Genomic DNA, 26,082 nt, shown 5'->3' with positions numbered 1-26,082 from the left:
CCGGCAATTTAAAGCCTAGTTAAGCACTAATTTCCCCGATTAATAATGCCTAGCACGATGATGCTAACCACAATTACGCCGAGAATGATCACCACCAACGGTAGCAGCTTGTATAACCCGTCTGGTCGCTTCTTGGCTTCAGGCTGTAGATGCGGTTTGGAGGTTTCATAATCCTCTGGTATCCGCTCATTGATAATGTGCTGCTTCTCTTCTTCCGGGGTTTTGCTTTCCCTAGTATCCATAAACACCTCCCGCGTTCCGGTCGAATTGGGCGGCGCTCCCCCGCCCCAGTGAATGGCTTACAGATTCACGACATCAAACTTAACCTCTGGATTGACGTCGGCGTCGTAATCAACATCGTCACGCTCGAAACCAAACAGTTTCAAAAATTCGTGCTTATACCCAGCATAGTCGGTAATTTCGAATAAGTTTTCCGTCGTCACTTCCGGCCAAAGGTCCTGGCAAGCTTGCTGTACGTCATCGCGCAATTCCCAGTCATCCAGACGCAGACGTCCAACGTCGTCGGTGGAGAACTCACCGCGAAGGCCTTCGGCCGAGTAGAGCTGCTCGCCAAATAGACGGTTCAACTGATCGATAGTGCCTTCGTGCAGACCCTGCTCTTTCATGATGCGATAGACCATGGCGATATACAGCGGCATAACTGGAATGGCCGCGCTAGCCTGGGTGACAACCGACTTGAGCACTGCCACATTGGCACCGCCACCGCTCTGTTTCAATTTGGCATCGATAGCCGCTGCGGCGCGATCCAGGTCTTCTTTGGCTTTACCCAGCGCACCGTGCCAGTAAATCGGCCAGGTGATTTCAGTGCCGATATAGCTAAACGCTACGCTGCGCGCGCCCTTGGCCAGCACACCCGCCTGGTCAAGGGCTTCCATCCACAGCTCCCAATCTTCGCCACCCATCACGGTGATGGTGTCGTCGATCTCTTGCTGGGTAGCTGGCTCTACTTCCGCTTCGATAATCGCGTCTTTATTGGTGTCGATAGCGGTGGCGCGGTAGGTCTCGCCAATCGGCTTAAGGCTTGAGCGCTTCAGTTCGCCGCTATCCGGCAGCTTGCGCACAGGGGACGCCAGCGAGTAAACCACCAGATCAATCTCACCCATGTCTTGCTTGATCAATTCGATGGCTTTTTCCCGCGCTTCATGGGAGAACGCATCGCCGTTAATCGAATTGCTATACAGGCCTTCCTGCTTGGCAAACTTATCGAAAGCAGCGCTGTTGTACCAACCTGCGGTGCCCGGTTTTTTATCGGTGGCGGGCTTTTCAAAGAACACGCCAAGCGTGTCGGCGCCATAGCCAAACGCTGCGGTAATACGTGCGGCCAACCCATAGCCACTTGAAGCCCCAATGACGAGCACTTTTTTCGGGCCCGCCTGCTTATCCAAGCTACGAGCACGGGTCGCTTCAATCTGTTCGCGAACATTCTGCTCGCAGCCGATGGGATGAGTGGTAGTACAAATAAAGCCGCGCACTTTGGGTTTAATAATCACATCGAACCTCGTTATCGGATTGATTTTGCTTTTTTGACATCATAACTAGCAACATCGTTATGCCATAGTTTTGCCACAGCGTTAGTTTTTGCAATAGCGTTTGCCGTAGCAATTTCAAGAGCAATTTCATGAGCAATGTCATGATTCAGTGGGGGTATTCTAGCGGTCTACCGGCGCCCTGTCCGCCCTTGAGCTATTGTCCATGCTTAAGCGGTAGTCCGCCCTTGAGCTAGAAACACTTTCGCGTCACGATAGCTGCCCCAGTATTTGTGTCAGTACTTGTATCAGCACTTGTGTCAGCAACGACTTACCATGAGGCAATCATGAATGCACAGCAGCTAGTAGATGAACGCGGCGATTTATGGCTGGTGCTAGCCCCGCTGTGGCTGGATCGTGAACCCAGCGAACGCGATTACGCGCGTATGGTCGAGGTCATAGAGCGCTATGATATGACCCTTAACGAGCTTGAGTGGATGTTTCGCTTGGAAATGGCCCCGGTGATGTCCCGCCACCAGCTCTCGATCGCCAGCGAGTGGCGGCAATTTGATGACTATAAGTTGATGAAACAGTTGGTAAGCCACAACCTGCGGTTGAAAGGTTGGCGGCGCAAAAGCTGGGCGTTGTTTTCAGGCCTAACCACCATGATGGTGCGTCACCGCTTAAACACGCTCATTAGCCGCGTGGCCGTTGCCCGGGGCGAGCAGATTTAGATAGCGTTAGGGGTAGCTCTGGTCTAACGCTTCTTCCAATGCCAGACGAAGTGGGCGCCCGTGATCCCGCGGCCCAAAACGGGCAATCACCTTGCCGTCACGGCCCACCAGAAACTTGGTAAAATTCCATTTGATTAGTTGTGTGCCCAGCACGCCAGGTGCTTCACGCTTGAGCAGTACAAACAGAGGGTGGGCATCACGGCCATTGACATTAACCTTCTCCAGTAACGGAAAACTGACGCCAAATTGCTGCTCGCCAAATTGACAAAACGCTTGGGCACTTTCCGGTGACTGGCGGCCAAATTGGTTGCACGGGAAACCGAGCACAGTGAAGCCACGATCCCGGTAGCGCTGATAGAGCGATTCTAACTCGCTTAACTGCGGGGTAAAACCACACTGGCTGGCGACATTCACCACCAGCAACACTTGACCGCGCAGCACGCGCAGATTGAACGGCAGCCCTTGGTGGGTAAAGCAATCTTGGTCGTAAATTTGCATCAATCAGCCCCACAAAACCACAAACGGCATGGGTATCACCATGCCACGGCTATGCTTTTTACACCAGCGGCCCAGCGACGACTCTTAGCGCCAGTGCGATTAATAATACGCCGGTGATACGGTTAATCCAGTGGGCACGCTGCTGCAGCCAGGGCAGAATGTGTGAATGAGAAAGCACCACTGCGACCAGCACGTACCACCCTCCGTCAATCAACATCGCCGTTAACACAATGATCGCTTTAGCCAGATCGCTCATTTCCGGGGTCACAAACTGACTCAGCAGTGCGACAAAAAATAGAATCAGCTTCGGGTTACCTAACGCCACCAGTACGCCCTCTTTGGCGGCCTGGCCCCGGCTAGTCACAATCGCATCAGGCTCTAAGGCACCCGCTTTGCCAGCGCGCAGTGCTTTCACCCCTAGCCATGCCAAATACGCCGCGCCGCACCAGGTAATCATTTGGAACAGCAGCGGAAAGCCGGCAATTACTGCACCTAATCCCCAAACAGTGAGTAACGCATAAAAGCCCACACCAAAGGCATGGAAGATAGCAGCGGTCACCCCAGTGAAACGCCCGCCGCCCAACGTATGGCGCAGCACCAGTGCCAAACTCGGCCCCGGCGACATAGCCCCCATGGCACAAACCGCGGCGAGTGATAGCCAAAGTGTCAACGGCATGCCTGTTCCTCCTTGAAGGGTCGATATCACAGTATGGGGGGTTGCGGCCAGTATACGCCAAGCCAAGCAACACTTCGGTAAGCGTCTTAAATAACGCTGTTAGCATGGTACGCTGTTGGGTAAAATTTGCGCTCTCACTTTTTTCTTTGCACTTTTTGTCTTTTTTAAAACAACCGCCCCGCCGCCCACTGCGCGGGGCGTATAGAAAACATAGGACGGCAACATGGGTAGGGCTTTTCAGAACCGTAAGGAATCCATGGCCAAAACGGCCGATGCAAAGACCAAGGTCTACAGCAAGTATGGACGCGAGATTTACGTTTGCGCTAAAGCTGGTGGCACCGATCCCAATGGCAACTTGGCGCTGCGCGGTTTAATGGAGCGGGCCAAAAAAGATCAGGTGCCTTCTCACGTTATTGATAAAGCGCTCGACAAAGCCAGCGGCGCCGGTGGCGAAGATTTTTCCGCCGCCCGTTACGAAGGCTTCGGCCCTGGCAATGTAATGGTGATTGTCGACTGCCTTACCGACAACCCCAACCGCACCTTTGGCGATGTTCGCGGCTGCTTCACCAAAACCAAGAGCAAAATCGGCACCCCCGGTAGCGTCAGCCATATGTTTGACCACTGTGCCATCTTCTCCTTCGCCGGAAGCGATGAAGACGCCGTGCTCGAAGCATTAATGGAAGCCGATGTGGATGTCACTGACATTGAGCAAGAGGGTGAGCGGATCACCGTTTTTGCACCGCATACCGACTACGCCAAAGCCAAACAGGCGCTGCTGGATGCCTTCGGTGACATTGACTTTGAAGCTGACGAGATTCAATTCCTGCCGCAAACCACCACCCCGGTGGAAGGCGACGACGTGGCCATGTTTGAAAAATTTCTTGGCATGCTCAACGAGCTGGACGACGTACAAAATGTCTACCACAGCGGTGAGCTACCTGAGTCTACCGATGCTTAACACCCGTTAGTAAGAAGATTCTGCCGCGTTGCGCGCATCCAGGGCGGCATCCGGTGGCAACATCGCTGACTGAACGCCCGCAGCATTCAGTACTGTTTTACCACGTACGGTTAGGTCGGTAATAAACAGAAACTGCTGGCGAGGATCCACCGGGTAGGCACGGATGCGGTAGTGAGTGCCCCAGGGTTTCTCTTCGGCCACCACAATGACCGGCTTATCGAACTTCAGATAGGCGCTGGTCAGCGCCACATCGCGCAGCGCTTTACGTACCCAGCCTGCTTCGTGCTCGGGGTGAAGGTAAAAACTCGCCACGCACTGCAGGCTGGTACCACCATTATTGGCGTTGTAAACGGCGTGATCCCACAACTTTAAGTGTGGCACGGCGACTAAATCATCGTCGGGTGTCTGAATGTCTACCGTGCGCAAACCGACGTGCTTAACCTCGCCGTAAGTGCCTTCAATATTCACCCAGTCCCCAGGACGATAAGGCAACTCAATCGCCGAAACGACTCCCGCAATCAAGCTGCTTACGTAGTCCTTCATGGCAAAACCAATGGCTAAGCCAAGCGCTCCCAGCAGCGTGACCATATTGCGTAGCGACGGCTCGATAACAATCGGTACGATGATGGCCAGCGCGGTAATCAAAATCAATAAACGCGTCAACGGCACGAGTGCAAAAATGCGGAAACGCACTTGCCCATGTAACCGTGTGGCCAACCAGTTGAGACCTCGTTGACTGACAATAATCAGCACAATGGTCGATAACAGCACCATCCCTAGGGTAATCAGCGTTTGGCTATCAATATCGTTAAACAGTCGTGCGTACTTTTGTTGTTCGTCCATGGATGGTGCTCTCCGCAGGCCTGTCGCTTTTAGCGCGGCGACTTAAAGGGGATCAACCAGATAATTGCGCGATTCTAATAGCTGGCGAACGCTCGCGTAGCTCAAGGGTGTGATCTGCCAACGACCATCGTTGCTTGAAACAATCCCTTTGCGCTGCAACGCTAACCGGGCATTGAGTGCTTCATGGTGCGAAAATGGCAACACCTGCCCGAGCGAGTGGTCATCCAACCCGCCATGAATCAAGAGCGCATGCAGTACCAGCGTGGCGATATCTCCGGTATCAGTGGAAAGTTCCGCCTCGGCGAGGGCATCTACCAGCCACAGCGCCTCTTCATCGTCTGATGTTGGCTCGCGCAGTCGCTCCCGCCAGTAGTGCCAAGCAAGGCCGATATGACCACGACAGTGAGCGGCTAAGCGCTGTAGCTCTTTGTTAGGGGTTTTATCGTTGTTAGGGGCTTTATCGTTAGACTGGGTTGCTGATTCAGCCAATACCGGCTTGCCGGTTCGCGTGCTGTAGACCAACGGAGACTGCCCCTCATAGGCCGCAATCTTGGCAAAGTAGTGCGACAGCTGTTCGCCCTCCATGGATTGAAGAGTAAACACCGGTGCCCCTTCGATACCGATCACTTCTTGTAGGTAGGCATACGTCCAGCTATTGCAGCCAATCACACCCTGCCCCAAGCGGCCACTTAAGGCGCGCTCAAGAAACTCACGAACGCCCTGAATACCCTGGGTGTGGCGTAAAAAATAACGCTCTAGCGCGGTAACAGCCCATTCTCGCTGATTTGCAAAGCGCTCAACCCACTGAGCACCGCCTTCGGTAAGCTCGCTAAGCGTGGGTGGCGGCAGACAGGTAAAATGTTGCAGCTCCGCCCACTGACGAACCACTGAGACATGGCCGCAGTGCGGCGGGGTAATAAAAAATGCAACCGGCGCTTCCAGACCGTTTAGCTGCTGCGCCAAAGCCTTTGCTGCGGGTGCCCAATCAATGGGCGGCACTATATGTGCTAGCTTAACCTCAGGTAACGCACGCAGTTCATTTTCTTCCTTTACCTGTTGTTCAGCGCTGTTTTTGCCTACCAGCCACGTCGAAGCCGAACGTAACGAGCGTCGCCACTGGCTCGCCTGGGTCTGCTCAGGGGTGCGAAAGTGATCTAGCTCAACGACCGCCCACAACGGCGTGTCGGCCGATGATGATGACTCCCCCATGACTCTTGTCCTTATGACTGGCGTTAGGCGATCACTTTAGCACGGCGCTCACTGTTACTAACCTCAAATACGAACTTATGGTCTAGAATAAAGTCTTTATAGGCAGTTTTTATAGACAGTCTTTATAGACGGTCATTAGGGCACTTAACGGACTATTTTTTTATTGCCAAGCATTTTATGGTCAAGCAATGGCAAAAGCTAAAGGAGAAAGCGATGAGTGTTGTCCACGTTAGCGAAGAAGAGCTGCACGCCAAGCTTGAGAAGTGCATTGCCGGTGAGCGGTTACTGATCGAGCATGAGGGCAATCGCTTTAGCGCAAGAATCCAGCACGTAGGGCTGGTTGGCGTAAAGGTGATACCTGAAACCGAGATTAAAAACAGCCATCGCACGCCGGGTGACGTTGAAGGCGTTACGGTTCCCTATGATGAAATATTGGAGCTGGAAATAAAAGGTGTGGTCTACAGCCGCTTGCCAGATTAGTCGTCAAAACTGGCTTTCCCCCTCTTTCTTCACTACGGCTGACGCCACCTCTATGCAGGCACTTGCGGGCTTTCCACCAGTGCCTTAGCCACACGCTCAAGCACCAGGGTTTCACGGTGAATAGAGATACCCATCTTGCTAGGGCGACGCTGAATCACACCACGGTTGTGGGCTAGCGCATCTTCAAGACTCACCCAAGCAGCGGACATACCGTTAGCGATTTCATAATCCTCAAAACGCGTATCGCCAAGCGTCTGGCCGATTTCACAGTTAAACCAGTGCGAGGTTTGATACATTACATCCCAGTCTTTTTTGAAGGTAGGCGCATATTCGGTCACATAGCCGAAGTGGGAAACGATTTCGATTTGGTTAGCGCCTGTCTCCTCATGCAGTTCACGGTGCAAGCCCGCCTCAGGACTTTCGCCCGGATCAATGCCGCCACCAGGAAAGCTAAAATCATCGTAGCGCTCGGTGTAGAGCAGCAAGATTTTATCGTCACGGGTGACAATAGCTCGGGCCGCCTCACGCTTTAAGACCCGTAGCTGCTCGACTTCAAGCAGCTGGGCTAATGATTCATGCACTAAATGGGCTAAACGCTGCATAGGTACCTTGTGTTAGTTCTTGCGTTAATTAATGACTAGACAGAAAAGCGGCCATTCTACCCGAATGGCCGCTTAACGTCAGGCTGCTGATTGCACGACAAGCTTACATGGTCAGGCAAATTTTGCCGAAGTGCTGGCCAGACTCCTGATGGCGGAAAGCGTCAGCGATGTCGGCGAGCGGGAATTCGCGATCAATAATCGGATGCATGTCGAAGGTTTCCAGCGCACGGATCATCTCGATCTGATGGCGACGGCTGCCCACAATCAAGCCCTTCAAGTTCGCCTGTTTGGCCATTAGCTTGGCCGTCGGCAATTCGCCTTCGCGGCCCGTGAGGATACCAATCAAGGCGATATGGCCACCGATTTTTATTGCATCAAAGGATTGTGGCAACGTACCAGGGCCACCCACTTCGACGATATGATCAACGCCTTCGCCGTTGGTCAGCTCTTTTACCCGCTTACCCCAATCAGGCGTCTCTTTGTAGTTGATGGTGTGCTCGGCGCCCATCTCGCGCAGCCGCGCCAGCTTTTCGTTCGACGATGAAGTCGCGATTACCCGCGCGCCCATTAGGCGGGCGAACTGCAGGGCAAAAATCGATACTCCACCGGTGCCCAACACCAGTACGCTGTCGCCTGCTTTAATGCCACCATCGACGACCAGCGCCCGCCAAGCGGTTAAGCCAGCGGTGGTTAAGGTAGCGGATTCCGCATGGCTGTAGCCCTTGGGCTGATGGGTAAACCACTCGACCGGGCGTATAACCTGCTCACGAGCGTAGCCATCCACGCCGTCGCCCGGCGTAGTGCGAAAATCACCCACTCTGGCTGGGCCTTCCAACCAATGCGGGAAGAAGGTCGAAACCACGTGGTCTCCTACCGCGAATTCGCTAACACCTTCGCCGACGGCTTCGACAACGCCCGCGCCGTCAGACATGGGAATACGTCCATCGTCGGTGGGAATCATCCCAGCGACCACGGCGTAGTCATGAAAATTCAAGGAACTGGCATGCAGGCGTACTTTAATTTCGCCAGGGCCAGGCTCGCCTGGGGCCGCTAGTTCAACGACCTCTAGCTTGTCTAAACCGCCGGGCTCTCGCAGCTGAATAGCTTGCATTACTATCTCCTATTAAACGTGTGTCGTTAAAAACGACTGGTCTATTATGAGATGAGGGCGTTATCTTCAAGATCAAGGTCGTGACCTAAAAATCCCCCCGACTGTCGCTGCCATAGGCTGGCATAAATGCCGTTATGTGCAAGCAACTCCTGATGCGTGCCGCTTTCCACCATGCGCCCCTCATCCACTACTATCAGCCGGTCGAGCATAGCAATGGTCGAAAGACGGTGGGCAATAGCGATGACCGTTTTGCCCTCCATCAGCGTATCCAGCTGCTCTTGAATAGCCGCTTCGACCTCAGAGTCAAGCGCCGAGGTCGCCTCATCCAAAACCAGAATCGGCGCATTTTTAAGCAACACCCGTGCAATGGCGATCCGCTGGCGCTGGCCGCCTGACAGCTTAACGCCGCGCTCGCCTACATGGGCATCCAACCCACGACGCCCCTTCGGATCGACCAAGTCATTAATAAAGGTATCCGCATGGGCGCGGCACACCGCGTTCCAAACGTCCTCGTCACTGGCATGAGGGCTGCCGTAACGGATGTTGTCGCGTAGCGAGCGGTGCAGCAGCGAGGTATCCTGGGTGACCATGCCAATTTGGTGGCGCAGGGAGGTCTGGGTTACCTCGGCAATATTCTGCCCATCAATCAAAATCTGCCCGCCTTGCAGGTCATAAAAGCGCAGCAGCAGATTGGCCAGGGTGGATTTACCCGCCCCCGAACGGCCAATCAAGCCGATCTTCTCGCCGGGCTTAATGGCCAGGCTTAGCCCATCAAAGACGTTTTTACTCTCGCCTTTCGCCTGCTCGTATTGAAAGCGAAGCGCATCAAACACAATTTCGCCATTGGGAACCTGAAGCGCTTTTGCATTGGGCGCATCGTTGATCGTTGGCGTCTGGGCGATGGTATTCATACCATCTTGAACGGTACCAATATTCTCAAACAGCCCGGCGACTTCCCATAAGATCCAATCAGACATAAAGCGAATACGCATGACCAGTGCAATGGCAATCGTCAGCACGCCCAGAGAGATCGCCTCGGTATACCAGGCGCTGATGGCCATCGCCGCCGTGCCCACTAGGAGCAAGGTATTTAACAGCGTCAACCCTACGCTCATAATGGTCACTAACCGCATCTGGCGGTGAACAGTCACCATAAAGCCTTCCATGGCATCTTTGGCGTAGCCTTGTTCTCGCTCGGTATCAGCAAACAGCTTAATGGTTTGAATATTACTGTAGCTGTCCACCACGCGTCCGGTCATTTGCGCGCGGGCGTCCGCCTGGGCCATGGAGACATCCCGCAGGCGCGGCACGAAGTAGCGCATAATCCCCAGATAACCTACTAACCACAGCCCCAGCGGGATAAGCAGCAATAGATCCGCCCGGCCCAACAGATAAGCCGCGCCGGTGAAATAAACAATGGCGTAAACCAGCAGATCCATCACCTTGGTGACGGTTTCACGAATCGCCAGCGCCGTTTGCATCACTTTTTGCGACACCCGCCCGGCAAACTCATCCTGATAAAACGCCAGGCTCTGGCTCAGCATATGGCGGTGGGATAACCAGCGGCCAATCATCGGGTAGTTACCGAAAATACTCTGATGGGTAACCAGCGACTGCATCAGCACTAACAGCGGCAAGCCGATCAGCAGCAATAGCCCCAGGCCTGTTAGCCACAGTCCATTTTCAGCCCAAAAGCCTGCCCGCTCAACGTTGCCCAGCCAATCCACTAGCTGGCCCATGTAGCTAAAGAAGACCACTTCCGCCGCCGACACCAACGCGGTGAACAGCGTCATGAGCAGCAATAGCGGCAACATAGGACGGGAAAAGTGGACAATAAACGGCATTAAGCCCTTAGGCGGCGTTTTTACCTCGCCTTCCGGGTAGGGATTAACCCGCGTTTCGAAGTAACGAAATAACGGCTGTAAAACACGCGATAGCATGAGGGTTCCTTTACGTTACTGGCGTTGGTATTGACGGTCTTTAATTTGTTGTGTGTGAGGGTGTAGATGTCGTTAAAAGGTCATGAAGAATGCGAATGACGCAGCAGCCAACGCGCCCAGAACGGTGCAATAATCATCAGCGTCACCATACGCAGTAGGTGATGAAAAGCGACAAATACCGGGTCGATGTTTAACGCCACAGCCAAAATTGCCATCTCGCCAATGCCACCTGGTGCCAGCGCCAGCAGCGCTACATCGCGCCCTACCCCGAGCAGTTGGTGAATCAGCTCGGCAAATAACGCCAGTACCAGCAACGCTAACAGTGTCGCCACGCCAGACTGCCATAAATAGCGCCCAAAAAGCTGTCGCGTCATGCCCTGAAAACGCGAACCAATGGCACTGCCCAGCACCCACAACATAAGGTTCATGCCCCACTCCGGTAGAGCAAGGCTAGCAATATCAACACCGGATAATAGAGCAGCGACTAGCAGCGGTGCCAGCAGTGCGGGGCTGGGAATTCGTAGCCAGCGGCCAAGCGGCAATAACAGCGGAATCAGCAACAGCATCCAGCCATGTTCCAAACCGCTATGAACAGGATCAATGCCTTCACCGCCACCCTCGTAGGCCCAAAATAGCGGCGGTAAAAAAAGAATCACTAAAATGATCCGCAGCGACTGCGCCACTGCAATACGCTGCGGGTCGCCACCGCACTTTTCACCCAGCAGGATCATCGCCGTCATCGCGCCAGGCGAGGCACCGAACCAGGCGCTGACTGGGTCAAACCCGCAGCGACGATACCAGGCAGCGGCCACGGCGGTGGAAGCGGCCACTCCCAGTAGCAACAGCGCCGCCGATATCGGCCAATCCACTACCCTGTGCGCCAACTGCGGCGTCACTTGGCTACCCAGCACCATACCCATGACCGCTAAAAACATATTACGCAGCGGCTCAGGCACTGACACCTTAACACCTTGTGAAGAAGCCAGCAGGTTAGCAATCAGCGGGCCCAGCATCCAGGCAAGGGGCAAACCGGTCAGTTGAAACAACGTGCCGCCCACGGCACCTAGACCCAGCGAAATCGCAAGTGACATTAAACTCTCTGCACTGAAACGGTAGCCCTTCAAACTGCCCCCCATGATCAACCTTTGGCTAAGCGCCAGGATACTTATCCTGCTAAGCGTCATGGCCAGTTTATCACTATTAGTCGTCTTTCAGGGTTGACGTCGCGTCTTTTCAAGCGATGGCTCCTGATCAAAAATAGTTGTTTCGACGTCTGCATCTACTATCCAGCCAGCGTATAATAGCCTTCGCCATTAATGGCGAACTTTCTCAGGGCGGGGTGCAAGTCCCCACCGGTGGTGATACCGCAGTCGATGCGGCCAAGCCCACGAGCGCTCAACCAATGGCTAAAGCTTGACGGTTGAGGACAGCAGATTCGGTGAGATCCCGGAGCCGACGGTAATAGTCCGGATAAAAGAGAAGGTTTCCTAGTGATATTGCCCGTAGCGTTCCAACGCATACGGGTGCTGTGCTATTGGATGCCTCATGCCCTGGTTCTGGTAAACAATCCCCCCATAGGATGACCATGAATCAGACCCAACACTCCTCATCAGTGCGCGTTGCCTTTATCGAAGCATCTTGGCATCACGATATAGTCACCCAAGCCAGAGAGGCATTTATTGCTCAGCTTGCCAGCGAGCATGGCTTTTCTGCTGATCAAGTAGAGATATTCCAAGTCGCGGGAGCTTACGAAATCCCGCTTCAGGCTAAACTGCTCGCTAAAACTGGCCGTTACAGCGCCATTGTGGGGGCCGGCTTTGTCATTGATGGCGGCATCTATCGGCACGAATTCGTTGCCCAAGCGGTCATTGAAGGCATGATGCAAGCGCAACTGGACACCGAAATCCCCATCCTTTCAGTTGTGCTGACGCCTCATCATTTTCATGAACACAGCACGCACCACGCGTTTTTCCATGATCATTTCCGCGCCAAAGGCAAGGAAGCCGCAGAAGCGTTGGTCATGACCCTGGAAAACCATAAAAGGATTCAAGGGCTAAAATAGGCCACTGCCAACCCTCTGAATATGCTTAGGTAGCGAGCAGTCTGAATCTCTGCTCGCTAACCTAGTCAATCTAGAGGTTTTTTACAGCCTAAATGCCGTTTAGGATTATTGCCGAGGAGCAGCATCTACTCGGCAAACACGCCTAAACCCTCTGCTTTTGGGAAGCTACGCATCGTCTGCTGATTCCACGTCTCAAAGTGATCGTGCATTGCTTGACGCGCAAGCTCCCGGTCACGAGTTTTAATGGCAGCGACAATTGCTATATGTGTCTCGTTAGTTTTCTTTTGTGCTTCTTTTGATTGCCTTGCCAAAATCCTGCGCTGGTGAAGTACTTTTTTAAGTACCGATGATAGCCCTTGAAAAATAATCAATATGGCAGGGTTTTTGGCCATAATGGCCAGCAGCTCATGGAATTCATAATCCGCCTGAATGCCCTCAAGAACATCAGATGACGTCACGATTTTTTCGCAAAGTAACTCTAGCCTTTTCAGCTCATGAGCCTGATGATTAACCGCTGCGGCCTGCACGATCTCTTTTTCAAACATCTCCCTAGCCGTCTCAAGATGATCGACGGAGACGTAATTGAGCTTTAGCGCTAGCTCAAAATAGAGCTGGATAAAAACCGGCTCGGGCATCTTAAGAAAAGTACCACTCCCCTGCTTGCGTTCGATGAAGCCAAGACTTTGCAATAAAGAAAGGACGTTCCTAACCGACGAACGATGCATATCAAAATGCTCACACAACGCTCTTTCTGCCGGTAGCTTTAACCGGCCATCTTTAGACAGCTCGGAGACCGACACAAACTCCTTAAGTCTATCCAAAAGATTCGGATCGATCTGACTCATAACATCATCCAAGCGCCACCCCTATACCGTATCGTAAGCATAGGGGCAGCTTAGCATAATCAATGAATGTGCATACCGCCGTTAACATCCAGGGTGGCCCCTGTAATGTAGCTGGAAAGGTCGCTGGCCAAGAACAGGAAGGCCTTGGCTACATCTTCAGGAGTGCCCATTCGTGCCAGCGGGATGCCCTCTAAAATCTTGGCTTTCATCTGATCATCCAGCTTGCCAGCGGTAATATCGGTAGCGATTAATCCCGGCGTGACGGAGTTAATGCGAATACCAAAAGCACCTAGCTCGCGCGCCATGGCCTTACCCAGCCCTAACATGCCTGCCTTAGCGGCACTGTAGTGCGGCCCCCCAAAGATACCGCCACCCCGCTGCGCAGAAACCGAAGAGGTATTAATAATTGAGCCTGACTTCGCCGCTTTCATATGTGGCACAACAGCCTGCGACATATACAGCATGCCCCGGAGGTTAACGTCCAGAATGCGATCATAGTCTTCGGGCAAGATCTCTTCGAACTTCACCGGCTGAGTAATACCAGCGTTATTGATGAGCACATCAATGCGGCCGAATTTATCCATGATCGCCTTCGCTAAATTGAAGCAATCATCACGATTCGCTACGTTTCCAACCACTACTAGCGAGCGCTCTGGGTCAAACTCGCTGCTCACCTTATCGCAGGCCTGCTGATTGATATCAGAAATAACGACCGAAGCCCCATGCTCATAGAAGAGCTTAGCGGTTCTCAAGCCAATGCCTTTCTCACCTGCAGCGCCTGTAACGATACATACCTTGTCTTTAAGTAGCATAACGTTTTCCTTTTATTGATTTGTAGTAGATTGTTTTTGAAGTAACTCCAGCTCCATAAGCGAGCGGGAAATGTGCGACTCGATTACATCAAGTGGCAGTGGTTGTTCATCGCGCCAAGGTTGAGCATTGGCATCACGATGAAGGCGAAATGGAAGCTCGAGTGAAAACGGCTTATTTTGGCGAAGAAGCTGCGACGCCAGCGCAGTGTAATTCACATCCCCTGCTCCCAATGGAACGAAATCGATGCCGCCTTCACGGCGCACGCAGGGTTTAAGATGGAAATGGTCGGCAAAATTCATTGCTGTACGTGCATCTTCAAGCGGATCTCGAGCTGGGCAGTGGGCTAACAGGTTGCCGATATCGTAATTAATACCGAAGCCCTGGGCGTCCAGCTGTTTAAGCAAGCCCGTTGCGTCACCGGCGTGGTCGAGTAAGTTAGGAACGCCATTGCCGGGATTCTCAAGCAGAATGCGCACACCGTAGTGGTGAGCAATCGCAGCCAGGGCATCAGCCTGTGCAAAGAAAGCACCTGCGCGATCACGCGTAGCGGCGTTAGTAATTACACAGGTGGCCCCTAAAGACGCAGCAAAACGACAGCGTGCTTCAAGCCTAGCAGCGGCGTTTTCAATGCCCAAATCAATATGGCCGGAAAAATAGCGGCACTGCTGGCCATGGCGCTGCATTTCACTTTTCAGCTCGCTGGCGAAAGCTTCAGTAAAGTCGCTGTCGGTAAAGGCTTCTACATAGCCATCGATAAAGGCAAATTCCACATTTTTTACACCACACCGCGCTAGCGATGGCAGAATCACATCAAATCCGTAGCCGTCGTAAGCCGCCGTGCTGACAGATATAAAACTCGGCATTGTGTCTCCTTAGGCCGTTCCGTTGAGCATTCGGTAGGTACGAATCAGCTGGCTGTCATCTAACTTGCCCTCCCCACGCTCAGCACTGGCTATAAAAAGCTGACGCGCGGTTTCTGCCAGTGGCGTAAATGCCTTGGAGGCCTTGGCTGAATCACAGACGATGCCCATATCTTTGCAGAAAATATCGATCACACTGGTAATATCGTTTGGCTCAGCAATCATCCTGGGGCCACGATCTTTCAGCATCCAGCTTGACGCTGCCGAACCCTGTAACAGCGACAGCATTGTTGAGGCATCAATACCGCTCTTCTCTGCCAGCGACAGCGCTTCCGCAGCAGCGGCAATGTGCACGCCACATAGCAGTTGATTAACCGCTTTCATCGCCGCGCCCTGCCCCGGCCGTTCCCCGGCTTCAAAGACAACTTTGCTCAATATTTCAAACGCTTGACGGCATTTCGACAAAGCATCTTGGGTACCGGCTGCCATAATCGTGAGTTCACCCGTCTCGGCACCCACCACTCCGCCTGACACCGGAGCATCAATGAAGTGCAGGTCTGGCCTAATCGCCGCGACTTCTTGTGAGATAGCCGCCGCATGGTTCGGGGCAATGGTCGACATTTGGACAACACAAGCACCTTGCCTAAGCGACTCGATACCGTTGATACCAAACAGCACAGAACGCACCTGATCAGCATTTACCACCATGATAAAAAGTGCTTCGCAACGGGTCAGCCCGCGCTGTTTTTGCTCTGATGACATCACCTGGTCGTTGAAAGCCGTTTCCGTTGACTCAACGGCATCCATACCCAGCACCTGGAAACCACCTTCTTTCAGCCGGGTTGCCATAGGCCACCCCATGGCGCCCAGCCCTGCAAATGCGATAGCTTGCATAACCACCTCAGTAAATAATCAGAGCTGGCACGTAGGACACCAGCAACAGCACGACAATGGCCACCAAATAGAAAGGCCCCAACTCCTTTACCACGGCGCCAATACGTTCACGGGCAATGGCAGAAGAGACAAACAGAGTGGTGCCGATGGGGGGCGTGAACAGGCCAATGCTGAGGTTCACGCACATGATGATGCCAAGTTGCACCAGATCTAGCCCAATCGCGTTGGCGATAGAAACCAGCGTTGGCCCCAACAGTAGGATGGCAGCGGGCAAATCGAGGAACATACCGATAAATAGCATCAGCAAGTTGATCGCCAAAATGATCAAGATAGGGTGTTTTAGATACTCGACAGCCCATTGAGCGACGGCCTGCGGGACACCGCCAGACGTCAGAATGTAAGCAATGATGTTTGCCGCCGCGATAATTAACATCACAATGCCTGTGGTGATCACTGTGTTTACCAGTGCACTCATGACACGATCAGCCGTCAGATCACGGTAGATAACACTACTGACTACCAGGGCATAGGCAACGGCGATGACGCTCACCTCTGTGGGTGTGGCAATCCCCGCACGCAGCAGCACGACGATAAATACCGGCATCAGCAACGCGGGTAGCGCGGTGAACAGCGTGTTTCTTATTTCAGCGCCCGTATATTTGAGCGTAAGACGGGGGAACCCACGACGTCTGCCAATGATATTGCAAGCCAGCATCATGCCACCCGCGAGCATCAGTGCCGGTATCACTGCGGCAATGAACAGTGAGGCTATGGAAGTGTTCGAGACAGTAGCAAACAGGATAAGTGGGATAGAAGGCGGCATCAGGCCAGCAATCACAGAGGAGGCTGAGGTAACGGCAGCGCCGAAAGCGCCAGGGTAGCCCTCTCTCTTTTGCCAAGGGATAAGCATAGAACCAAGTGCGGACGCCTCCGCTACCGAAGACCCTGAGACCCCACCGAAGACCGTTGAACCCACCACGGTAACCTGACCAAGCCCGCCGTGATATTTACCCACCAACATGGAGGCTAAACCCACTAGCTTCTGTCCTAGCTTGCCGGACATCATCAGCCCACCAGAAAGAATGAAGAAGGGTATCGCCAGCAAAGGAAAACTTTGTGTCGGCTGAAATATCTTCATGACCGCCATGCTGGATGGCATAGGGCCAAAAACGGATAGCGCCGCCCAACCGCTTATAACCAGCGAGTAACCAACCGGCATCGCCATTAATAGCAACAAGACAAAGCCAATGAGCATCTGGGCCGTCATATCCCTTCCTCCCCGTGCGAGACTTGAGGTTCAGAGGATTGATTCAGATCTCCTCCGCTGAGAACCATTGCGATGTTGATGAACGAAATAACAGCTAACCCCATAAAACCAACGACGACTGACCAATAAGCCCAAGACATTCCAATCCGGGTGATCGGCAATCGCTGGGAGCCTGCAATTTCGACGACATCCAACCCGTGGACTGCCATAAAGCTAAAAGCGATCATTGCTATTAGGTTAACGGCCAACACCACTACCTTCTTGGGTAGTCTTGGCAGCTTTTCGACTACCAGCTCGACGCCAATGTGCTCGTTCCTTGCCGCCGCAGCGACGATGGCGCACATCGTTAACCAGGGGAAAACCAGGTTAGGCACTTCCGACACCCAGCCCAAATTGGTAGAAAACAGGTACCGAACCACCACACCCAGCAATAGCGACACAAAGATAGTCACAACGGCGACGATGGATACCCATTTGAAGGTGTGATAAATCAAACGTTTTGAGCTCGCTAACAGTGAAGTGGGCCCGCCCACTTCACCGCCGCGGCTCTCCATTGAGAGCGACATGAAAAGCCCCTTCCGTTATTGCGACTCGCGCTGAGCCGCATTGACGACCATATCGACCAGTTCGGGGTACTCTTCTGCCCACTGGTCATAAACGGATGAAGTGGCTTCAATGAAAGGCTCAGGATTCACTTCGTTAAAAGCGACACCTGCCTCTTCCATTTTGCTTCTCAGCTCATCGTCGGCTTCAAGTGATGCTTGGCGATTAAATTCGCCCGCCTCAATGGCCGCTTGCTGAATTACTTCTTGATATTCGGGAGAAAGCGTATCCCAGACCATCTTGCTCATAAGCAGAGGGGTTGACTCATACTTGTGGCCGGTTAAGGAAATATAGTCCTGCACCTCGTGAAGCTTGGATGAGTAAATATTCATTAATGGATTTTCCTGACCATCAACGACTCCCTGCTCAAGGGCGATATAAAGCTCAGAGAAGTTCATTGGAGTAGGGTTTGCGCTTAGCGCCTCAAAAATATCAACCGTCATCTCATCGGGAGGGGTTCGAATCTTAAGACCTTCCAGGTCAGCAGGGGTCTCGATAGGGCGAACATTGTTGCTAACGTGACGAATGCCGTTATCCCACAGCGCCAAAAGAACAAGTCCCTTTTCTTCTGAAAGCCTTTTCAGCTCATCACCGACTTCGCCGTCCATGACCTTCCATGCACTGGGGAGAGAGTTAAACAGAAACGGTAGCCCCAGAACCGAGAACTGCGGCACAACGCTGGATGTCGAGCCCTGACTATTGGTGCTAAAAGCCAAGGTTCCCATTCTCATCTGGGTGATAGCTTCCATATCGTCGCCATACTGCGCATTACCACCCACATCTACTATTAATTCCCCATTGGTTCCTTCTTCGACGAGCTCTGCGAAGAGCTCGGAAGCATCCCACTTGGGGTTACCTTCCGCCGCATTGTGGGCGAGTTGCAGGGTTTGCTGAGCGGCGGCATTACCACTAATGAAAAAGGCACTGGCAATGACAGAAGCAAGGACTGTTTTTTTCATGACGTTTCTCTCTATTAAAATATTTGTTGTTAGAAATAGCGGCTACTTAACGTAGCTGGAGTCTTAGCGTGATGATCTACTTAGTACTTTCAGGCAACGTGCTGCTTTAGCGTTTTGATCACCTCCTTGGTTGAAATACCGTAACGATCATGCAGGGTAGGTAAAGCACCGGCATCCAGAAACTCATCGGGAAGGCCGATCTGATTAAATTTGACGGACACACCCTCTTTCATCAGCAGCGATGCGATGCTTTCGCCCAGACCACCAATGATTGAGTGGTTTTCGGCCACGAAGACGGGACGTTCAGCATAGCGACGAACCTCCTTCAGAATGGTATCGGTATCGAGCGGCTTAATTGTGGCGCAGTGTAAAACCGCCACGTTGGTGCCTTTATCTCTTAGCTCATCGGCAGCCTCAATCGCGCGCATGGTCATAAGTCCAGAGGAGATGATCAGAGCATCCTCTCCATCCAGCAAACGCTTGGCTTTGCCGATCTCGAATTTATAGCCTTCGAAACGATCCAGAACGCGAGGCACCTTGCCACGCAGTAGGCGTAGGTAGACCGGACCATCAAAATCGACCATCGCCTGAACTGACTGCTCAATATCAACCGCATCACAGGGGTCGATGATGGTCAGGTTCGGCATGCCACGGAAAATTGCAATATCTTCAGTCGCTTGGTGGCTCGGCCCATAGCCTGTGGTTAACCCAGGAAGCGCGCAGACTATCTTGACGTTCAGCTTCTCTTCAGCAATCGCCAGGCAGATAAAGTCGTAAGCGCGACGTGAGGCGAAGACGCTATAGGTCGTCACGAAAGGGATAAAGCCTTCACGGGCCATCCCTGCGCTGGCCATCATCAGCAACTGCTCAGCCATGCCCATCTGGTAGTAGCGCTCCGGGTAGGCCTGGGCGAAGATGTGTAGATCGGTATATTTGCCCAAATCTGCCGTCATACCCAAAATTTTGGGGTTTTTCGCAGCAGCCTCTACCAACGCATGGCCGAAGGGCGCGGCGGTTGTGGGCTGGTCTTCGCCGGCGATGGACGCAATCATTGCCGAGGTCTTTAGCTTCTTCTTGGCGCTCATTTCATCTCCTCCTTACTGGACACCGTAAACTTCATCGAGCTGTTTGAGCGCCACACTCCACTCATTCTCATCAACACGAATAAAGTGGTTTTTGTCACGTTCCTCGAGGAAAGGCACACCGCGCCCCATCAGGGTGTCGCAGATAATCACTCGGGGCTTGTTAGAGTCACTGGCTAGCGCACTGTCGAAGGCTTCGACTAGCGCGTCGAGGTCATTGCCATCGACACGGTAGGTTTCCCACCCAAACGCAACCCACTTATCAGCGATCGGTTCATAGTTGAGTACAGTGGAGGATTTATCGTCAGCTTGCTGATCGTTAACATCGACGATGGCAATCAGGTTATCCAGCTTCCAATGTGCCGCCGAGGCTGCGGCTTCCCAGGTCGAGCCTTCATTTAGCTCGCCATCCGAAAGCAGGTTGAAAATACGTGAAGCACTCTCTTTGCGCTTGAGGCCCAGCGCCATACCTACGCCGATACCCAAACCGTGACCCAAAGAACCACCGGTGATCTCCATACCCGGGGTGTAATCTGCCATACCCGACATAGGCAGGATGCTGTCATCGCTACCGTAGTCTTCGATCTCTTCTTCGGCGATGACACCCGCCTCAATTAGGGCAGCATAGAGAGCGATGGCGTAGTGCCCAATGGACAGCAGAAAACGATCCCGTTCTTCCCATTCAGGATTTTTGGGATCCAGTTTTAGCGCTCGGAAGTAAGCAACTGCTAGAACATCGGCAACCCCTAAGGCCTGACCAACGTAGCCCTGCCCTTGCACTTCGCCCATCCGCAGGGCGTGGCGACGAATTTTGTAAGCCCGCTGCCGAAGTGCCTCGATATCACTAGCCTTCGCTGCGGTAGCTGTTTGACACATTTCAGTCACCTCCAAATGGTTGACCATTTGAAGATAGAGATAATTTTCTATTTTATAAACGTGACTTTAGTCTAAAGGAAAAATGATCGGCTTCAAAACGGCATATGTACAAATCTAAGAACACACAAAAATTAATAAATAATCGATAAATTACAAATACTTATAAAACACAAGGCACACGAATCAAAGATCAATAAATAACATTTCAAGAATCTATATTCAGGCAAATCTGGTACTAAAAGTTCTTCAAAAGACACAATGGTTGACCAATTTAAGATTTTTCAGAATAAATAGCGTACCTATCCACCATGCAGCGATAACGGCGTAGACCTAGGGAATAATGCAGACTGGTCAGGATGTGAGGCAGCGAACGAGGAGAAAGGCCAAACTGGGCGGTCAATCACTGCTATTTGAAAGGAGGGGGCTTAAATGAAAGGGAAAGGCATATATCCACATACGAACAACACGGACTCCGTCAGATGCTGACCATGCGATGTCAGCCATTGGGAGCGGTAGCCATCAATGCATCATACAAGCTACAAAAAACCAGCTTTACAGCTCTTGCTATTGGTGACACATAAACCTATCAACCTCCTCAGCCATTGGAATGCTATTGGCAGCACCGTGTTTTTGAACCGCTAGGGCAGCTGCAGCTGTCGCCCGTTGCAAGCTCTGTGAGGGCGTTAGGCCAGCTTGCCTAGCGGCAAGGAAGTAACCCACAAAGGTATCGCCTGCGGCCGTTGTATCAATGGCCTTTACTTTTAACGCCTCTTGGAAAAGGGTTTCGCTGCTACGCTGATACCAAGCGCCCTCGCTACCTAGGGTAAGCACTACTTCGACATCGCCAAGGGCTTCTTTACAACGCCTTAGCAAATCTGCAGCACTCGACTCTACTGGCATATCTAATAAAGCGGCGGCCTCTGTCCGGTTAAAAAAAAGCAGGTCACATTGGTCGAGGGGTAGTGATGCTACCTTCGAGGTCATTGGCGCAGGGTTAAATATCACCTTGCAGCCATGACTCACTGCCAGTGGAATAAGCTGATCAAGCCCATTACATTCGTTCTGAAGAAGTATTGTGTCGCCAGGCGCGGTTTGCGCAATCAGTGCCGCAATCCTCTCCTGCGTAAAACCATGATTGGCGCCAGCGAATAAAAGAATAGCGTTTTCACCCAGTGAATCAATTTGAATAACCGCATGCCCACTAGGCCCTGTGGTCAATTCAACATCTTTCACACCAACACCCGCAGCCTCAAGCTCGCGGGCCACCCAGGCATCTATCGATGACACTCGTCCCCAGTGGCTCACCGATCCTTTGGCACGCGCTATCGCCAGCGATTGATTAACTCCCTTCCCACCCAAGCCGACACTGTATTGATTGCTTTCCAGCGTTTCGCCAGGGCGAACAAAATAGGGAACGCGGTAAGTATGATCAATATTGATGGAACCAAAGTTAAATATCATTGACACGCCCTCTTATTCAAAAAACCAGCCAACTATAAAGCTGGCTGGTCTCTAAGAAAGATTATCTAACACTCACCCTTCTAATACTTACTCTTCAAAAACCTATTCTTCCAAAACAAAGGGAGAAGTATAGTTATCTACATTATCTGGGGTGATAAGGATACAGTCATAAAGCTGCTTTTCACTATCCAGCCCCGTTTCTCCAGTATTGATGTAATGATCAGCGATTTTTACAGCATCTTCTGCAAAAACGGCCACCGGCTGCAGAACGGTATAAGCCAATTCCCCCGAGCGAACCGCATCAACGGCATCGGGTGAACCGTCAAACCCACCGACCAGCACATCGTCTAACCGCCCCTCCTGCTTTAGAGCAACAATAGCGCCTAAGGCCATTTCATCATTACCGCTTATGACGCCTCGAATATCAGGATGAGAACGGAGCATGCTCTGCATCTTATTGCGCCCTTCAGTCCGGCTCCAATTGGCGATATCTGATGCCACCAGATTAAGGTCGGGATACTGGCTCAGCACTGTCTCGTAGCCATTGGATCTTGTCGCGGCATTGTTATCAGATGGCGGCCCCTCTAATTCTATATAAGAACCTTCTCCACCCAGCTGCGTCGCCCACTCCTGGGCCCCTAACGCGGCACCTTGCGCATTATTGGAAACCAGCTGCACCTTAGCCAACCCTTGCTGGTTAATTTCGGCGTTAATAATGAATACAGGAATATCTGCCTCTACGGCACGTCTCACGGCACCAATGGAGCCGTCCACATTAGCAGGATCCAGAATGATCGCTTTAGCCCCATTGGTAATCGCCGTATCGACCTGATTGCTTTCCGTGTTGGTATCCCCCACATGGGAACTGACATTTGCTTCATAGCCCAACTCTTTTGCTGTGCGTTCAGCAATTTTTCCTTCCGTTTGCCAATAGGGATTTGACATATCATTGACAATAATTGAGATAAGCCCCTTATCCTGAGCCACTATAGAGCCACTAAAGAGCATCGAGACACTGGCGAGTGCTGTAAAAAGCATTTTTTTACTTTTTGGAAGCATGATTATTACCTCATAGTTATGATTGTTATCTCTTGGTTCAATAGACCTTATCAGGTCACACTTCTAAGCAATGCTACGTTAAGTAGCTTTTGCTCTAGAATCTTCGCGCTTAATTTCAGTGGTTTTTTTATCGGCTTTTTTCGAGGACTTTTTTTTAGCACTGTATTGGACATTATTTAACATGACAGCGAAGACGATAACACTGCCCGTGAATACCATCTGCCAGTAGGCAGACACACCGATGATGACAAGACCATCGGCGAGAAAACCAATCACAAATGCACCCAATAAAGTATTGCGAATAGTGCCACGTCCTCCCATAAGCGAGGCGCCACCAATAACGACTGCAGCAATCGCTGTCAGCTCATACGTAGTGCCTGCTGTAGGCCCCGCCGATGTCAACTGTGAGGCCAGCACGATCCCCGCCATGGCAGCGCACACGCCGGAAATGATATAGACAGAGAGCTTAACTCTATTGACCGGCACCCCGGACAGCTCTGCTGCGCGCGCATTGCCACCCGTAGAGTAAATCCACCGGCCAAAGGGCGTGCGGCCAAGAGCCAGCATGCAAACAATAGCGACACAAAAGAGAATTAAAACCCCTACCGGAATACCCAATAGCTTATTAAACCCAAGCCATTCAAACCCGGTGTTACCTAGCGCAGGATCGCCACTTAAGCTATTAAAAGTTAAACCATCTGTGAGTAGCAAAGCGGCTCCGCGGGCGACATACAGCATTCCAAGCGTGGCCACAAAAGCAGGCACTTTGAAGTAGGCAACTAATACACCATTGATAGCTCCCACTAGCCCGCCTAGTAAGCAGGTAAGTACCACGACAACCCACACTGAAGGGAAAAAGGCTAAATCAAGTGCCTCAATTTCTATCCCTTCTAGCAGCATACCCGCGAACACCCCGCAAAGTGCTAGCGTAGAGCCAACCGACAGATCTATGCCGCCGGTCAGAATAACAAACAGCATACCGATGCCTAGCAAGCCAAAAACAGCCACATGCGAAGACATGGTTAAAAAATTACCCGTGGAGAAATAAACAGGCGAGAGTATGGAAAAGACAATAATGATCCCGATTAATGCGAAGAAAGCCCGACCTTCCAGCAAAACCTTGACGATATCGATACTGTCTTTATCAACCTGTAACGCGTTATTGTTATGATGAGACATTTTTTGATAAGACATGGTCATTACCTATCCAATTGAATAATCACGCAGCAACTGATTCGCCCGAAGCAGCCATAATTTCATCTTTCGTAACACCCGGTTTGAATTCAGCAGAAATCCGCCCCTTGCTCATCACCACCACTCTGTGCGGAATACTTAAGCACTCGCTTACTTCAGACGTGGTAAAGACAACTGCTAACCCCCGCCGAGCCCCTTGGCTTAACAACTTGAACACTTCGGCCTTGGCACCCACATCAATGCCACGGCTCGGCTCATCGAGCATGATGACGTCGGGATTAGTCGCCAACATTTTACCGATCACCACCTTCTGCTGGTTACCGCCAGACAATGAACCAATGCTAGCCTCGCCACCGTCTGTTTTGATATGCACATTGCCAATAGCTGAACTAATCATTTCTGCCTCCAGGCGGGATGAAGTAAGCCCCTTGCGGGTAAACGCCTGGATACTGGCCAGCGACAGATTTCTACCGACTGACAGGGTGGGCACCAATCCATCGCGCTGGCGATCCTCAGGGACTAACACCAACCCTCTCTCGATTCGCTTGGCAATGTTGTAATGCGATACACCAGTTGAATTGAGCAGGATATCTCCCTTGGATTGCCGGGTTCGCCCTGCCACACACTCCAATAACTCAGTTCTGCCAGCCCCCATCAGCCCATAAATGCAAACAATCTCACCTGCGCGCACATCCAGCGAAAGGTTCTCAACCACATAACGACCTGCCACTTTATCGTCGCTTACATAAAGGTTCTGAATAGAGAGCGCGGTGGCGCCCTGCTCATACCCTGTTGGCGGTGAACCTAGATCGAAGCTCTCCCCCACCATGTGCCTAACAATCCACTGCAGATCGATGTCGCAACGCGGGGCATAAGCCGTCATAACGCCATCACGTAGAACAACGGCATGATCGGTAATCTGTAGCGCCTCCTCCAAATGGTGAGAAATATAAACGATCGACACACCCTTGTTTTTGAGATCCTCGACGACACTGAATAGCGTCTCGACCTCCGTGGCACTCAATGCGGAGGTCGGTTCATCCATAATCAAAATGCGTGAGTTCTTGGACAACGCTCTAGCGATTTCAACGATTTGCTGCTGCCCCACACGTAGATCTTCGACTAGGGTGAGAGGATGGATCGGTTCGCCAAGCTCCTCCATTAATAATTCCGCCTGACGCGCTTCCTCTTTATAATCGACGCTGCCCCTCCCTTTAGTCAGTTCACGGCCCATAAAAATGTTGTCGCGCACGTTCAGGTTAGGGGCCAAGCTCAACTCCTGATGAATAATGGTAATCCCCATCGCTTCGGCATCCGACGGTGAAGAAAAGCTAACATTCTCGCCTTCCAACACAATCTCGCCAGCCGTCTGGGTAATGACGCCAGACAGGATTTTCATCAGCGTGGATTTACCCGCTCCATTTTCACCAAAGAGTGTTGTCACTTGACCTCGATATATATCGAAGTTCACCTCTTTAAGGGCTTGCACGGCACCGAAACGTTTTTCGATATTGCGGGCAGAAAGAATCACCGGCGCCACTTCCCCTGTTGATCTATCGATACTCATAG

At 52.0% G+C, this 26,082-nt stretch carries 27 protein-coding genes and 1 riboswitch; of the genes, 4 read left to right on the top strand and 23 right to left on the bottom strand.

Features of this window, described 5'->3' with window-relative positions:
• Window positions 1-26 precede the first annotated feature (26 nt).
• Window positions 27-242, bottom strand: coding sequence for a hypothetical protein (locus A6R74_RS00990; protein WP_040480793.1), 216 nt, complete (start codon window positions 240-242; stop codon window positions 27-29).
• Between the two features lie 57 nt (window positions 243-299).
• Entirely contained in the window at window positions 300-1,511 is a 1,212-nt protein-coding gene (gene fabV, locus A6R74_RS00985) for an enoyl-ACP reductase FabV (protein WP_064232508.1), read from the bottom strand.
• 323 nt (window positions 1,512-1,834) lie between these two features.
• On the opposite strand from fabV, the gene A6R74_RS00980 reads away from it, so the two are divergent.
• Window positions 1,835-2,221 (top strand): DUF7079 family protein, encoded by a 387-nt coding sequence (locus A6R74_RS00980; RefSeq protein ID WP_064232507.1) that lies wholly within the window; start codon window positions 1,835-1,837, stop codon window positions 2,219-2,221.
• A 6-nt stretch (window positions 2,222-2,227) separates the two neighbouring features.
• Here A6R74_RS00980 and A6R74_RS00975 read toward each other — a convergent pair whose 3' ends face one another.
• Both A6R74_RS00975 and A6R74_RS00970 read right to left on the bottom strand, forming a co-directional pair.
• Window positions 2,228-2,719, bottom strand: coding sequence for a glutathione peroxidase (locus A6R74_RS00975; protein WP_064232506.1), 492 nt, complete (start codon window positions 2,717-2,719; stop codon window positions 2,228-2,230).
• 58 nt (window positions 2,720-2,777) lie between these two features.
• Complete coding sequence (locus tag A6R74_RS00970) at window positions 2,778-3,395, bottom strand: LysE family translocator (protein ID WP_205634122.1); 618 nt, start codon at window positions 3,393-3,395, stop codon at window positions 2,778-2,780.
• Between the two features lie 223 nt (window positions 3,396-3,618).
• Between A6R74_RS00970 and A6R74_RS00965 the strand changes: the two genes are divergently transcribed.
• Window positions 3,619-4,353 (top strand): YebC/PmpR family DNA-binding transcriptional regulator, encoded by a 735-nt coding sequence (locus A6R74_RS00965; protein ID WP_064232504.1) that lies wholly within the window; start codon window positions 3,619-3,621, stop codon window positions 4,351-4,353.
• Between the two features lie 6 nt (window positions 4,354-4,359).
• Here the strand turns inward: A6R74_RS00965 and A6R74_RS00960 are convergent, their stop codons facing one another.
• Complete coding sequence (locus A6R74_RS00960; protein WP_064232503.1) at window positions 4,360-5,196, bottom strand: mechanosensitive ion channel family protein; 837 nt, start codon at window positions 5,194-5,196, stop codon at window positions 4,360-4,362.
• Window positions 5,197-5,238: 42 nt separating this feature from the next.
• On the bottom strand, window positions 5,239-6,405 hold the full coding sequence (locus tag A6R74_RS00955; protein ID WP_064232502.1) for a hypothetical protein: 1,167 nt from the start codon (window positions 6,403-6,405) through the stop codon (window positions 5,239-5,241).
• Between the two features lie 213 nt (window positions 6,406-6,618).
• Between A6R74_RS00955 and A6R74_RS00950 the strand changes: the two genes are divergently transcribed.
• A complete protein-coding gene (locus tag A6R74_RS00950; RefSeq protein ID WP_064232501.1) occupies window positions 6,619-6,885 on the top strand; it encodes a hypothetical protein in 267 nt (88 codons plus the stop codon).
• A 50-nt stretch (window positions 6,886-6,935) separates the two neighbouring features.
• On the opposite strand, the gene A6R74_RS00945 is transcribed toward A6R74_RS00950, so the two are convergent.
• The 4 genes from A6R74_RS00945 to A6R74_RS00930 all read right to left on the bottom strand — a co-directional run bounded on the left by A6R74_RS00945 (window position 6,936) and on the right by A6R74_RS00930 (window position 11,629).
• Window positions 6,936-7,487, bottom strand: a complete 552-nt coding sequence (locus tag A6R74_RS00945; protein WP_064232500.1) for an NUDIX hydrolase — start codon at window positions 7,485-7,487, stop codon at window positions 6,936-6,938.
• Window positions 7,488-7,590: 103 nt separating this feature from the next.
• Window positions 7,591-8,598 carry a zinc-dependent alcohol dehydrogenase family protein gene (locus A6R74_RS00940; protein ID WP_064232499.1) on the bottom strand — a complete coding sequence of 336 codons (1,008 nt, stop codon included), beginning with the start codon at window positions 8,596-8,598 and terminating at the stop codon, window positions 7,591-7,593.
• Between the two features lie 44 nt (window positions 8,599-8,642).
• Entirely contained in the window at window positions 8,643-10,538 is a 1,896-nt protein-coding gene (locus A6R74_RS00935) for an ABC transporter ATP-binding protein (RefSeq protein WP_064232498.1), read from the bottom strand.
• 80 nt (window positions 10,539-10,618) lie between these two features.
• Entirely contained in the window at window positions 10,619-11,629 is a 1,011-nt protein-coding gene (locus tag A6R74_RS00930) for an AbrB family transcriptional regulator (RefSeq protein WP_240488129.1), read from the bottom strand.
• 230 nt (window positions 11,630-11,859) lie between these two features.
• Window positions 11,860-12,024, top strand: a riboswitch (FMN riboswitch).
• A 99-nt stretch (window positions 12,025-12,123) separates the two neighbouring features.
• Here A6R74_RS00930 and A6R74_RS00925 point away from each other — a divergent pair.
• Window positions 12,124-12,600: a 6,7-dimethyl-8-ribityllumazine synthase gene (locus A6R74_RS00925; protein WP_064232497.1), complete on the top strand. Its 477-nt coding sequence runs from the start codon at window positions 12,124-12,126 to the stop codon at window positions 12,598-12,600.
• A gap of 125 nt (window positions 12,601-12,725) precedes the next feature.
• Here A6R74_RS00925 and A6R74_RS00920 read toward each other — a convergent pair whose 3' ends face one another.
• The 13 genes from A6R74_RS00920 to A6R74_RS00860 all read right to left on the bottom strand — a co-directional run bounded on the left by A6R74_RS00920 (window position 12,726) and on the right by A6R74_RS00860 (window position 26,080).
• Window positions 12,726-13,445: a FadR/GntR family transcriptional regulator gene (locus tag A6R74_RS00920; protein WP_064232496.1), complete on the bottom strand. Its 720-nt coding sequence runs from the start codon at window positions 13,443-13,445 to the stop codon at window positions 12,726-12,728.
• Between the two features lie 59 nt (window positions 13,446-13,504).
• Window positions 13,505-14,257, bottom strand: coding sequence for an SDR family NAD(P)-dependent oxidoreductase (locus A6R74_RS00915; protein ID WP_064232495.1), 753 nt, complete (start codon window positions 14,255-14,257; stop codon window positions 13,505-13,507).
• Between the two features lie 12 nt (window positions 14,258-14,269).
• On the bottom strand, window positions 14,270-15,121 hold the full coding sequence (locus A6R74_RS00910; RefSeq protein WP_064232494.1) for a sugar phosphate isomerase/epimerase family protein: 852 nt from the start codon (window positions 15,119-15,121) through the stop codon (window positions 14,270-14,272).
• A gap of 9 nt (window positions 15,122-15,130) precedes the next feature.
• Window positions 15,131-16,012, bottom strand: a complete 882-nt coding sequence (locus A6R74_RS00905) for an NAD(P)-dependent oxidoreductase (RefSeq protein ID WP_082906540.1) — start codon at window positions 16,010-16,012, stop codon at window positions 15,131-15,133.
• A gap of 7 nt (window positions 16,013-16,019) precedes the next feature.
• Window positions 16,020-17,279 (bottom strand): TRAP transporter large permease, encoded by a 1,260-nt coding sequence (locus A6R74_RS00900; protein ID WP_064232492.1) that lies wholly within the window; start codon window positions 17,277-17,279, stop codon window positions 16,020-16,022.
• Window positions 17,276-17,845: a TRAP transporter small permease gene (locus A6R74_RS00895; protein WP_064232491.1), complete on the bottom strand. Its 570-nt coding sequence runs from the start codon at window positions 17,843-17,845 to the stop codon at window positions 17,276-17,278. The genes A6R74_RS00900 and A6R74_RS00895 overlap by 4 nt, the downstream gene beginning before the upstream one ends.
• A 15-nt stretch (window positions 17,846-17,860) precedes the next feature.
• A complete protein-coding gene (locus A6R74_RS00890) occupies window positions 17,861-18,841 on the bottom strand; it encodes a TRAP transporter substrate-binding protein (protein ID WP_064232490.1) in 981 nt (326 codons plus the stop codon).
• A gap of 89 nt (window positions 18,842-18,930) precedes the next feature.
• Window positions 18,931-19,926: a transketolase family protein gene (locus tag A6R74_RS00885; RefSeq protein ID WP_064232489.1), complete on the bottom strand. Its 996-nt coding sequence runs from the start codon at window positions 19,924-19,926 to the stop codon at window positions 18,931-18,933.
• Between the two features lie 12 nt (window positions 19,927-19,938).
• Entirely contained in the window at window positions 19,939-20,799 is an 861-nt protein-coding gene (locus A6R74_RS00880; protein ID WP_064232488.1) for a transketolase, read from the bottom strand.
• Window positions 20,800-21,363: 564 nt separating this feature from the next.
• Entirely contained in the window at window positions 21,364-22,260 is an 897-nt protein-coding gene (locus A6R74_RS00875; RefSeq protein WP_064232487.1) for a ribokinase, read from the bottom strand.
• Between the two features lie 102 nt (window positions 22,261-22,362).
• Window positions 22,363-23,319 (bottom strand): D-ribose ABC transporter substrate-binding protein, encoded by a 957-nt coding sequence (locus A6R74_RS00870; protein ID WP_064232486.1) that lies wholly within the window; start codon window positions 23,317-23,319, stop codon window positions 22,363-22,365.
• 78 nt (window positions 23,320-23,397) lie between these two features.
• Window positions 23,398-24,519 carry an ABC transporter permease gene (locus tag A6R74_RS00865; RefSeq protein ID WP_240488128.1) on the bottom strand — a complete coding sequence of 374 codons (1,122 nt, stop codon included), beginning with the start codon at window positions 24,517-24,519 and terminating at the stop codon, window positions 23,398-23,400.
• A 19-nt stretch (window positions 24,520-24,538) separates the two neighbouring features.
• Window positions 24,539-26,080 (bottom strand): sugar ABC transporter ATP-binding protein, encoded by a 1,542-nt coding sequence (locus A6R74_RS00860; RefSeq protein ID WP_064232485.1) that lies wholly within the window; start codon window positions 26,078-26,080, stop codon window positions 24,539-24,541.
• Window positions 26,081-26,082: the final 2 nt, after the last annotated feature.

This window comes from Halomonas sp. ALS9 (assembly GCF_001651035.1).
Classification (GTDB): Bacteria; Pseudomonadota; Gammaproteobacteria; order Pseudomonadales; family Halomonadaceae; genus Vreelandella.
Note: the sequence above shows the minus strand (reverse complement) of the source record. Positions and strands in the feature narration are given on the sequence as shown.

What these genes read in the sequence shown, in the direction of transcription:
- A6R74_RS00915 (WP_064232495.1), bottom strand. Translation starts at nt 14,257, where the DNA reads ATGCTACTTAAAGACAAGGTATGTATCGTTACAGGCGCTGCAGGTGAG.
- A6R74_RS00960 (WP_064232503.1), bottom strand. Translation starts at nt 5,196, where the DNA reads ATGGACGAACAACAAAAGTACGCACGACTGTTTAACGATATTGATAGC.
- A6R74_RS00885 (WP_064232489.1), bottom strand. Translation starts at nt 19,926, where the DNA reads ATGAGCGCCAAGAAGAAGCTAAAGACCTCGGCAATGATTGCGTCCATC.
- A6R74_RS00925 (WP_064232497.1), top strand. Translation starts at nt 12,124, where the DNA reads ATGAATCAGACCCAACACTCCTCATCAGTGCGCGTTGCCTTTATCGAA.
- A6R74_RS00860 (WP_064232485.1), bottom strand. Translation starts at nt 26,080, where the DNA reads ATGAGTATCGATAGATCAACAGGGGAAGTGGCGCCGGTGATTCTTTCT.
- A6R74_RS00970 (WP_205634122.1), bottom strand. Translation starts at nt 3,395, where the DNA reads ATGCCGTTGACACTTTGGCTATCACTCGCCGCGGTTTGTGCCATGGGG.
- A6R74_RS00875 (WP_064232487.1), bottom strand. Translation starts at nt 22,260, where the DNA reads ATGATATTTAACTTTGGTTCCATCAATATTGATCATACTTACCGCGTT.
- A6R74_RS00880 (WP_064232488.1), bottom strand. Translation starts at nt 20,799, where the DNA reads ATGTGTCAAACAGCTACCGCAGCGAAGGCTAGTGATATCGAGGCACTT.
- A6R74_RS00950 (WP_064232501.1), top strand. Translation starts at nt 6,619, where the DNA reads ATGAGTGTTGTCCACGTTAGCGAAGAAGAGCTGCACGCCAAGCTTGAG.
- A6R74_RS00940 (WP_064232499.1), bottom strand. Translation starts at nt 8,598, where the DNA reads ATGCAAGCTATTCAGCTGCGAGAGCCCGGCGGTTTAGACAAGCTAGAG.
- A6R74_RS00935 (WP_064232498.1), bottom strand. Translation starts at nt 10,538, where the DNA reads ATGCTATCGCGTGTTTTACAGCCGTTATTTCGTTACTTCGAAACGCGG.
- A6R74_RS00975 (WP_064232506.1), bottom strand. Translation starts at nt 2,719, where the DNA reads ATGCAAATTTACGACCAAGATTGCTTTACCCACCAAGGGCTGCCGTTC.
- A6R74_RS00990 (WP_040480793.1), bottom strand. Translation starts at nt 242, where the DNA reads ATGGATACTAGGGAAAGCAAAACCCCGGAAGAAGAGAAGCAGCACATT.
- A6R74_RS00955 (WP_064232502.1), bottom strand. Translation starts at nt 6,405, where the DNA reads ATGGGGGAGTCATCATCATCGGCCGACACGCCGTTGTGGGCGGTCGTT.
- A6R74_RS00865 (WP_240488128.1), bottom strand. Translation starts at nt 24,519, where the DNA reads ATGACCATGTCTTATCAAAAAATGTCTCATCATAACAATAACGCGTTA.
- A6R74_RS00980 (WP_064232507.1), top strand. Translation starts at nt 1,835, where the DNA reads ATGAATGCACAGCAGCTAGTAGATGAACGCGGCGATTTATGGCTGGTG.
- A6R74_RS00870 (WP_064232486.1), bottom strand. Translation starts at nt 23,319, where the DNA reads ATGCTTCCAAAAAGTAAAAAAATGCTTTTTACAGCACTCGCCAGTGTC.
- A6R74_RS00890 (WP_064232490.1), bottom strand. Translation starts at nt 18,841, where the DNA reads ATGAAAAAAACAGTCCTTGCTTCTGTCATTGCCAGTGCCTTTTTCATT.
- A6R74_RS00945 (WP_064232500.1), bottom strand. Translation starts at nt 7,487, where the DNA reads ATGCAGCGTTTAGCCCATTTAGTGCATGAATCATTAGCCCAGCTGCTT.
- A6R74_RS00905 (WP_082906540.1), bottom strand. Translation starts at nt 16,012, where the DNA reads ATGCAAGCTATCGCATTTGCAGGGCTGGGCGCCATGGGGTGGCCTATG.
- A6R74_RS00930 (WP_240488129.1), bottom strand. Translation starts at nt 11,629, where the DNA reads ATGTCACTTGCGATTTCGCTGGGTCTAGGTGCCGTGGGCGGCACGTTG.
- A6R74_RS00920 (WP_064232496.1), bottom strand. Translation starts at nt 13,445, where the DNA reads ATGAGTCAGATCGATCCGAATCTTTTGGATAGACTTAAGGAGTTTGTG.
- A6R74_RS00900 (WP_064232492.1), bottom strand. Translation starts at nt 17,279, where the DNA reads ATGACGGCCCAGATGCTCATTGGCTTTGTCTTGTTGCTATTAATGGCG.
- A6R74_RS00895 (WP_064232491.1), bottom strand. Translation starts at nt 17,845, where the DNA reads ATGTCGCTCTCAATGGAGAGCCGCGGCGGTGAAGTGGGCGGGCCCACT.
- A6R74_RS00910 (WP_064232494.1), bottom strand. Translation starts at nt 15,121, where the DNA reads ATGCCGAGTTTTATATCTGTCAGCACGGCGGCTTACGACGGCTACGGA.
- A6R74_RS00965 (WP_064232504.1), top strand. Translation starts at nt 3,619, where the DNA reads ATGGGTAGGGCTTTTCAGAACCGTAAGGAATCCATGGCCAAAACGGCC.